This window comes from Deinococcus rhizophilus, from assembly GCF_030271215.1.
GTDB lineage: Bacteria > Deinococcota > Deinococci > Deinococcales > Deinococcaceae > Deinococcus > Deinococcus rhizophilus.
Genome location: NZ_JASNGB010000138.1, coordinates 1 through 7,761, shown reverse-complemented (window position 1 = coordinate 7,761; position 7,761 = coordinate 1). Strand labels below are relative to the sequence as shown.

7 protein-coding genes and 1 pseudogene are annotated in these 7,761 nt (G+C 68.7%); 5 read left to right on the top strand and 3 right to left on the bottom strand.

Annotation, left to right across the window (positions count from 1 at the left end):
- Together QOL99_RS12825 and QOL99_RS12820 are read left to right on the top strand one after the other, a co-directional pair.
- Nucleotides 1-247 (top strand): annotated as a pseudogene (locus QOL99_RS12825) (hypothetical protein); the annotation flags it as partial.
- Between the two features lie 53 nt (nucleotides 248-300).
- Nucleotides 301-828 (top strand): GNAT family N-acetyltransferase, encoded by a 528-nt coding sequence (locus QOL99_RS12820; protein WP_285524366.1) that lies wholly within the window; start codon nucleotides 301-303, stop codon nucleotides 826-828.
- A gap of 46 nt (nucleotides 829-874) precedes the next feature.
- Here the strand turns inward: QOL99_RS12820 and QOL99_RS12815 are convergent, their stop codons facing one another.
- From QOL99_RS12815 to QOL99_RS12805, 3 genes are all read right to left on the bottom strand, one after another.
- Nucleotides 875-1,897: an ABC transporter permease gene (locus tag QOL99_RS12815; RefSeq protein ID WP_285524365.1), complete on the bottom strand. Its 1,023-nt coding sequence runs from the start codon at nucleotides 1,895-1,897 to the stop codon at nucleotides 875-877.
- Nucleotides 1,897-2,919 carry an ABC transporter permease gene (locus QOL99_RS12810; protein WP_285524364.1) on the bottom strand — a complete coding sequence of 341 codons (1,023 nt, stop codon included), beginning with the start codon at nucleotides 2,917-2,919 and terminating at the stop codon, nucleotides 1,897-1,899. Before QOL99_RS12810 ends, QOL99_RS12815 begins: the two co-directional genes overlap by 1 nt.
- Before the next feature lie 202 nt (nucleotides 2,920-3,121).
- The gene (locus QOL99_RS12805; protein ID WP_285524362.1) at nucleotides 3,122-4,858 is read right to left on the bottom strand and encodes an ABC transporter substrate-binding protein; all 1,737 of its coding nucleotides are present in this window, start codon (nucleotides 4,856-4,858) and stop codon (nucleotides 3,122-3,124) included.
- Between the two features lie 169 nt (nucleotides 4,859-5,027).
- Between QOL99_RS12805 and QOL99_RS12800 the strand changes: the two genes are divergently transcribed.
- The 3 genes from QOL99_RS12800 to QOL99_RS12790 all read left to right on the top strand — a co-directional run bounded on the left by QOL99_RS12800 (nucleotide 5,028) and on the right by QOL99_RS12790 (nucleotide 7,685).
- Nucleotides 5,028-6,047, top strand: coding sequence for a D-alanine--D-alanine ligase family protein (locus QOL99_RS12800; RefSeq protein WP_285524360.1), 1,020 nt, complete (start codon nucleotides 5,028-5,030; stop codon nucleotides 6,045-6,047).
- Between the two features lie 66 nt (nucleotides 6,048-6,113).
- Nucleotides 6,114-7,106, top strand: a complete 993-nt coding sequence (locus QOL99_RS12795; protein ID WP_285524358.1) for an extracellular solute-binding protein — start codon at nucleotides 6,114-6,116, stop codon at nucleotides 7,104-7,106.
- Between the two features lie 84 nt (nucleotides 7,107-7,190).
- Entirely contained in the window at nucleotides 7,191-7,685 is a 495-nt protein-coding gene (locus QOL99_RS12790) for a hypothetical protein (RefSeq protein WP_285524356.1), read from the top strand.
- Nucleotides 7,686-7,761 lie beyond the last annotated feature (76 nt).

Here is a 7,761-nt window from a genome sequence, read left to right as displayed (position 1 = left end):
CGCCGGGCTGGTCCTGCGGCTGGCGCACTCGGCGGCCCGCGATCCCGGACAGGCCCCCGCCCGCGCCGTCCTGACCGCCGCCCTGCAGTCGGGCGGGGTCCCCGCCGTCCCCTTCCTGCTGGGCTGCACCCTGTTCGCGCAACCTCTGGCCGTGGGGACGCTCTGGGCGCTGGCCGGGCTGGGCTACGCCGCCGCGTGGAGCCGGGTGCCGGTCTGGGTCCACGCGGCGGGCGCACGGCGGGCCTGACCCTCGCCATCTGGCCGACGCCTTGCCCCGCAGGTCCGCCTTACCCTGCGGCCATGTATGCCCGCACCCCCCGCCTGATTCTCGTCCCCCTGACCCGTGAAGTGCTCGCGGGTCGGCTCGCGCAGGCCCCCTTCACGGCGACCCTGACCACCCCGGACGGCCCCCTCACCGTGACCTACCCCCCGGCGTGGCCCGGTGACCTGCTGCCGCTGCTGCCCGCCCGCCTCGCGGCCTTCGACCCGGAGCGCGAACGCTGGAGCGCCACCCTCGTCGAGCGGGCGACCGCAGCCGCCGTCGGCCAGATGGGGGCCAGGGGGGGCGGCACGCTCGACGAGGCGGGCGACGTGGAGATCGGCTACGGCCTGAATCCCGCCGCCTGGGGCCGGGGCTACGCGACCGAGGCGGTCGGCGTTCTGGTGACGGCCCTCCTCGCCCGCCCGGGGGTGCGGCGGGTCACGGCCCGGACCGCCCTCATCAACCCCGCGAGCGCCCGCGTGCTGGAGAAGCTGGGCTTCGGGCGGGTGGGCACCGACTGGGACAGGGACGACGGCGACCTCACCGTCTGGGCGCGGGCCAAGTGAAACCTCCCCCGGCGAGGAGGCCAGGGGCGGGCAGGGGCGCGGAAGCTCAGCGCGTCTTGGGGTCGTAGGCGTCGCGCAGGGCGTCACCGAACAGGTTAAAGGCGAGGCTGAACAGGATGATAAAGGCCGCCGGGTACACCATCACGTACCAGTACTGCGGCTGCAGCCACGCGCGGGCGAAGTCCACCAGCTGGCCCCACTCGGCGTATCCGGCCGGAAAGCCCAGGCCCAGAAAGGACAGCGCGGCGATGGACAGCGGGATGGTGCCCAGGTCCAGCACGGCCAGGGTGATCACGCTGGCGAGGCTGTTGGGCACGATGTGCCGCCCGATCAGCCGGGGGTCGCGGGCACCCAGGCTGCGGGCTGCGTCCACGAACTCCAGTTGCCGGGTCCGCAGCACGTCGCCGCGCACGATGCGGGCGTAGCTGGCCCAGCCCGTCACGGTGTAGGCCAGGATGATGGGCAGGGAAGGGTCTATTCCGGGATTGCTCGCCTTCAGGAAGGTGATCAGGATGATCGTGAGCACCAGCCCCGGCAGCGCGAACAGGACATCGATAAAGCGCTGAATCAGGTTGTCGATCCAGCCGCCGTAGTAGCCGCTGATCGCGCCGACGATCACACCGACGATCAGGGTGATGCCCACGATGATGAACGACAGCTTGAACATCGTGCGGGTGCCCCAGATCAGGCCGTAAAAGATGTCGTAGCCCTGGCTGGTGCCGAAGCGGGCCTGCTCGCTGGGCGGACTGGGCACCGGCGAGAAGCTCTCGCGCTCGATGGCGTAACAGGTGTCGGGCGCGGCGAAGTGCGCCTGCCAGAACACGCCGCTGAGCGGGTTGGCGAGCTGCTGCGGGCTGCTGGCCCCCAGGTCGCGCACGCAGTTGGAGTCGGCGGCAGGCCGGGCGATGATGGGCGCGAAGAAGCCCACCAGCAAGAACAGCAGGGCGACCACCAGCCCGATCATGGCGAGCTTGTTGCGCCGCAGCTTCATGATGGGGCGCGAGGACAGGAAGTCGCGCACGGCGCTGCGCTTCTCGGAGGCCGGGGGGGCGGCGGGAACGCTCGTCATCAGTCAAACCTCACGCGGGGATCGACGACCCCGTACAGGATGTCGGTCAGGGTGCTGATCACCACCACGATGATCGCCGAGAGCAGGGCAAAGCCCAGCACCGAGGGCACGTCGAGTTGCAGGGCCGACTGCACCACCCACTGCCCGATGCCGGGGTAGGCGAAGATCGTCTCCGTGATGATCGAGCCGCTCAGCAGGCCGATGATCAAAAAGCCCCCCAGCGTGATGATCGACAGCAGCGCGTTGCGCCGCGCGTGCTTGAGGTTCACCGTGCGCTCGGGCAGGCCCTTGGCGCGGGCGGTGCGCACGTAGTCGCTGGTCAGCGCCTCGAGCATGTTGTTGCGCATCACCTTGAGAATGGTCGCGCTGCTCACGATAAACAGCGTCAGCGCGGGCATGATCAGGTGCCGGAAGACGTCCAGCGCGATGTCGAAGCGCCCGTTGAGCAGCGCGTCGACCCCCAGCATCCCGGTGTAGCGCCGCAGGTCCCCGATGGCGAACTGGTTGACCACCTCCAGTTGCCCGGCCCCCGGCAGCCAGCCCAGGTAGCCGTACAGCACGGCCAGCAGCACGATCCCCAGCACAAAGGTCGGGAGGCTGTAGCCCAGCACCGCGAAGACCCGCAGCACCTGATCGATGAAGCGGTCCTTGTTCAGCGCACTCAGGGTGCCCAGCCACACCCCGATCAGGATGATGGGAATGGCGGTGAGCAGCGTCAGCTCGATGGTATTGGGCAGCCGCTCGATGATGGTGTCCAGCACCGGCTGACCGCTGGACTTGGAAAAGCCCAGGTCGCCCGAGAGGGTGCTTTGCAGCCACTTGCCGTACTGCACCGGGAAGGGCTGGTCGAGCCCCCGGTCACGAATGATGCGCTCGAGCTGCGCGGCCTGCTGGTCGCTGCGGATGTATCCCGCCGCCCGCTGAGCGGGCGTGAGCAGCATCGTGAGGGCCACGATCAGGACCGACAGGGCCAGCATGACCAGCGGAATCTGAACGAGGCGGCGGACGATGAAATTGAGCATGAAAACCTCGGAAAGGGGGAGTCTCCGGTGGTCCGGGAGTCGGCGCTGATTCTCGCCCCTGGTCAGGGTCCTGTGATGAACGCAGGTGAGGCGGGAAAAAGCGTCAGCACTCCACCATACAGGGGGCCGCCCCGACGGACCAAGGGGAGGGGAGGACGGCCCACCCGGACCGTCCCCCCCTGCCGCACAAACCGGGCGCGGCTCAGCGCTTGCTGAGGTCCTTCCAGAAGGTGCCCGTGTCGCTGAAGCTGGTCATGGGGTTGTACGCGCGGGCGCTGACGCCCACGAGGTTGTTGCGGTGGGCGATGATCCCGATGCCCGCCGGAATCAGGATGAAGGGCGACTGCTCGTAGGCCCGCTGCCCGACGAGCGAGTACAGGCGGTTGCGCGTCGCCGCGTTGGTGGTGGTGCGGGCCTGCTCCAGCCACTTGTCGACCTGCGCGTCTTTCCAGTTGGCGCGGGGGAAGTAGTAGCCGTTGCTGGAGTAGAAGGTGTACATGAAGTTGTCGGCGTCGGCGTAGTCAGGCGCCCAGCCGATGATGATCATGGGCTCTTTCCCGGCCTTGGAGTCGTTGAGCATCGCCGACCATTCCTTGGGCTGAATGTTGACGCGGAACTTGGGGTTCAGCGCCTCGACATTCTTCTTCAGGATCTCCATGGCCGTCTGCGAGGCCACGTTGCCCGCGCGGTAGGACGCGTTGATGGTAAAGCCGTTCTTCCAGACGTTGCCGCCCCAGGCCCGCTTGAAGTACGCCTCGGCCTGCTTGGCGTCGTACTTGTAGGTCTTGACCTTGCTGTCGTAGCCGGGGAAGGAGTCGGGGAGCAGCATGGTGCGCTGCTTGCCCTTGCCGTTTTGCACGTCCCGGATGTACTGCGCGTAGTTGAACGAGTTGGCAAAGGCACGGCGCACGTTCACGTCGCTGAAGAAGTTCGCCGGAATGCCGCGCCCGTCGAGCTTGCCGCTGCCCAGGCGGGAAGCGTCCTTGATGTTCTGGTTCATGAAGAACGCCGACGCCACGGTGTTGGGGAGGTTGTCCACCACGACCACGCCGGGCTTGCCCTTGAGCTGCTCTTCGATGTTGGCACGGCCGCCGGTCTCGATCAGGTCGGCGTCGCCGCGGAGGAAGGCCTGCTGGCGGGCGGCGAGTTCGGGCACCTTCTGAATCACGATGTTGGTGATCGCGGGCTTCTTGCCCCAGTAGCCCGCAAAAGCCTGGGCAAGAATCGCGTTGGCGTCCTTGCGGACGAGGCGGTAGGCGCCGGTGCCGCTGGGCTGGGCGCTGAGCTTGCTGCCCTGCAGGTCCTTGCCGATCCAGTTCTTCCAGTCGGCCTCGGTGCCCTTCCACTCGCCGATCTTGATGGCGTGCTGGCGGTCCACGACGCTCTGGCCTGCGTAGGCCATCTTGGACAGGAACGCCGGGTCCACCTTGGGCAGCGTGAAGACGAGCTGCCCGGCGCGGTTGCACTCGACGGCGCGGTCGATGCGGGCCCAGGTGATGGTCTTGTCGTCGTTCGCGTTCGCGCCGGTGCCCAGCAGGCTCTCGGCGAAGAACCAGTTGCCCGACTCGGCGGCGTTGGTCACCAGGTTGCGCTCGTAGGTGTACTCGGCGTCCGCGCAGGTCATGGTGTTGCCGGAGTGGAACTTGACGTTCTTGCGCAGGTCGAAGGTGTAGGTCTTGCCGCCATTGCTGATGGCCCACTTGGTGGCGAGCAGCGGCTCGAGGTCACGGATGCTGGCACCCCGGTAGGTCACCAGGGTCTCGTAGATGTTCTCCACGATCGCGCCCGAGGCGGTGTCATAGGTGGCGGCGGGGTCCATCGTGGGCACGTCGTTGGCCCACTGGACGACCAGCGTGTCGCGGGCGACGGCGGCCTGGGCGGTGCTGGTGACCGCGGCGGCGGCGAGGAGCAGGGAGCTGAGCAGAGCGACTTTCTTCATGGTGCCTCCTGAGGCAGATCGGAGTGCTGCGCCGTGGTCCGGCAGGGAGGCCGGGCCGGGAACTGTGGATGTCAGACGAGGACAATCATAGCGCAGCCTGAGCGGGGCATGTGAGAGGTTTCAAGGGACCTTGGGGGGGCTGCCCCGGCGGGTGGCATACTGCCCCGCGATGAAGAAGCGCATCCTGCTGCTGGCGGGCGGTCAGTCCGGCGAACACGAGGTCAGCCTGATGAGCGCCCGCAGTGTCCTCTCGGCCCTGCCGCGCGACCAGTTCGACGTGACCCCGGTGGTGATCAGCCCGCAGGGGCGCTGGCTGCCGCCCACCGACACCGCCCGCGCCCTGGAAACCGGGCAGGCCATTCCCGGCGGCGACCTCGTGCTGCACCGCGCCGCGAGTGCCGAGGGCTACGACGCCGTCTTTCCGCTGCTGCACGGCCCGATGGGCGAGGACGGCACCATCCAGGGCCTGCTGACCCTCGCCGGGATTCCCTTCGTGGGCTCCGGCGTGCTGGGCTCGGCGGTCAGCATGGACAAGGTGATGACCAAGCAGGTGCTCGCCTCGGTGGGCGTGGCGCAGGTGGCGTGGCGGCTGGCCGTGCGGGGCGAGTGGCAGACCCGCCCGGAGGAGGTCGAAGCCCGCGCGGGGGAACTCGGCTTTCCCCTCTTCGTGAAGCCCGCCAACCTCGGCTCCAGCGTGGGCATCAGCAAGGTGAGCCGCCCCGAGGACCTGCACTCGGCCCTCGACCTCGCCTTTTCCCTGGACCGCCGGGTGATCCTGGAGGCGATGACCCCCCACAAGCCCCGCGAGGTGGAGGTGGGCATCCTGGGCAACGACGCCCCCGTCGCCAGCCCGGTGGGCGAACTGCGCTTCGACGCCGACTTCTACGACTACGAGACCAAGTACACCGAGGGCCGCGCCCAGATGCACATCCCCGCCCCCCTGCCCGCCGAGGTGGCCGAGCGCGTCCGCAGCCTGGCCCTGACCGCCTTCCGGGCGCTGGACTGCGCGGGGCTGGCGCGGGTGGACTTCTTCTATGTCGAGGAGACGGGCGAGCTGTTTCTCAACGAGGTGAACACCATGCCGGGCTTCACCACGACCTCCATGTATCCCAAGCTGTTCGGAGCGGCGGGCCTGAGCTACAGCGAACTCGTGACCCGGCTGATCGAGCTGGCGCTGGAACGGCGGTAGGAGCCCGCCCCTGCACTCCCGTCCGGTGTCTTGACAATTCCGACCAACTTACTTAGGATTCGCCCCATGAAGCGTTTCCTGCTCGCCTCGGCCGCCCTGCTGCTCTCCGGAAGCTCGCTGGCCCAGGGCCAGATCACCGTGTACTCCGGCCGCGCCAAGACCTTCGTGGACCCCATCGTCCAGCAGTTCGAGCGCTCGACCGGGATCAAGGTCAACGTGCGCTACGGCACCGACAGCCAGCTGGTGGCCGCGCTGCGGGAAGAAGGGAGCCGCAGCCCCGCCGACGTGTTCTGGGGCAACAGCGTGGGGGCGCTGGGCGAACTCGCCGAGGACGGCAAGTTCCTGAAGCTGACCTCCGCGATGGTGCGCGGCGTGGCCCCCGACTACGTGCCCGACGACCGCTCCTGGCTGCCCACCACCGTGCGCTTCCGGGTGCTGGCCTACAACCCGAACAAGGTCAAGCCGGGCAACCTGCCCGACAGCATCCTCGACCTGCCCAAGATGACCTCACTCAAGGGGCGCATCGGCTGGACGGTGAGCTACCCCTCCTTCCAGGACTTCCTGGCGGGCATGATCGCCAAGCACGGCGAGGCCACCACCCGGACGTGGCTCGCGGGCATGAAGGCGCTTACCCCCAAGGACTACAAGACCAGCAACGTGGGGATGCTGGAGGCCATGCGGGCGGGCGAGATCGACGTGGCGCTGACCAACCACTACTACGTCCAGCGCGTCAACCGCCTGAACTACCCCGTCGAGACCTACTTCTTCAAGAACGGCGACATCGGCAACCTGGGCAACGCGACGGGCGCGGCCCTGCTGAAGACGAGCAAGAACCGCGCGGCCGCCACCCGCTTCCTGGGGACGCTGGTCGGCAAGGACGCCCAGACCTTCTTCCTGAGCGTGAACTTCGAGTACCCGGTGATCGGCAACATCATCCAGCCCACCACCATGCTGCCCTTCAGCGACGTGACCAAGCGCAGCCCACGCGTGGCCCCCACCGCGCTGCCCAAGAACATCGAGCGGGCGCAGCGGCTGCTGCGGGAGGCGGGGCTGCTGTAAGAGCGGCCAGCTTCCAGCCGCCAGCATCAAAGGGGAGGTCTCGCCTGCGGGTGGGGCCTCCTCCGCTCGTGGTGAGATACGGACATGAGCCTGCTGGGAGGAGTGCTGGGCGTCCTGCTGACCTGCGCGGTGGTGCTGGGGCTGCTGCAGCTGCGGCCCGCCCCGGCGCGGGTGCTGGGAGCGCTGGGCTGGCCCGCCTGGGTGGTCGCCGGGCTGTGGCCGCTGCTGACGTGGGAGTCGGCCCCCTCGGAGCTCATAGACCCGCTGACCGTCGGTTTCTCGAACATCTTCCTGATCGTGGGCCTGCTGGTGGGGCTGGTATGTGCCCTGCCCCGGCGCAGGCGCTGGCCGGGCGAGTCACGCTGGGTGTCGTGGGGGGTGGGCCTGCTGGCCGTGCTGCTGCTGGCGCTGGGAGGAGCGGGCCTGACTGCCCTGCTGGGGCGCGGGCTGCCGCTGGAGCAGAGGGGAGCGGTGGCGTCCGGGATCGCCGCCGGGCTGCTGCTGAGCCTGCTGCCCGCGCTGGCCGCAGCCGAGTTGGCCGGGCGGCGGGAGCGGAGAGCCGGGGCAGAGGGCGGCTAACAAAACCCCCAGCCGGGGCCGGGGGTGTCTTCTTCTCAGGGTGACGCGTGGGGGACGCACGAGAGGCTTAGAGCCT

Excerpts from the sequence above, each read along its gene's own strand:
- QOL99_RS12820 (WP_285524366.1), top strand. The coding sequence starts at position 301 with ATGTATGCCCGCACCCCCCGCCTGATTCTCGTCCCCCTGACCCGTGAA.
- QOL99_RS12815 (WP_285524365.1), bottom strand. The coding sequence starts at position 1,897 with ATGACGAGCGTTCCCGCCGCCCCCCCGGCCTCCGAGAAGCGCAGCGCC.
- QOL99_RS12810 (WP_285524364.1), bottom strand. The coding sequence starts at position 2,919 with ATGCTCAATTTCATCGTCCGCCGCCTCGTTCAGATTCCGCTGGTCATG.
- QOL99_RS12805 (WP_285524362.1), bottom strand. The coding sequence starts at position 4,858 with ATGAAGAAAGTCGCTCTGCTCAGCTCCCTGCTCCTCGCCGCCGCCGCG.
- QOL99_RS12800 (WP_285524360.1), top strand. The coding sequence starts at position 5,028 with ATGAAGAAGCGCATCCTGCTGCTGGCGGGCGGTCAGTCCGGCGAACAC.
- QOL99_RS12795 (WP_285524358.1), top strand. The coding sequence starts at position 6,114 with ATGAAGCGTTTCCTGCTCGCCTCGGCCGCCCTGCTGCTCTCCGGAAGC.
- QOL99_RS12790 (WP_285524356.1), top strand. The coding sequence starts at position 7,191 with ATGAGCCTGCTGGGAGGAGTGCTGGGCGTCCTGCTGACCTGCGCGGTG.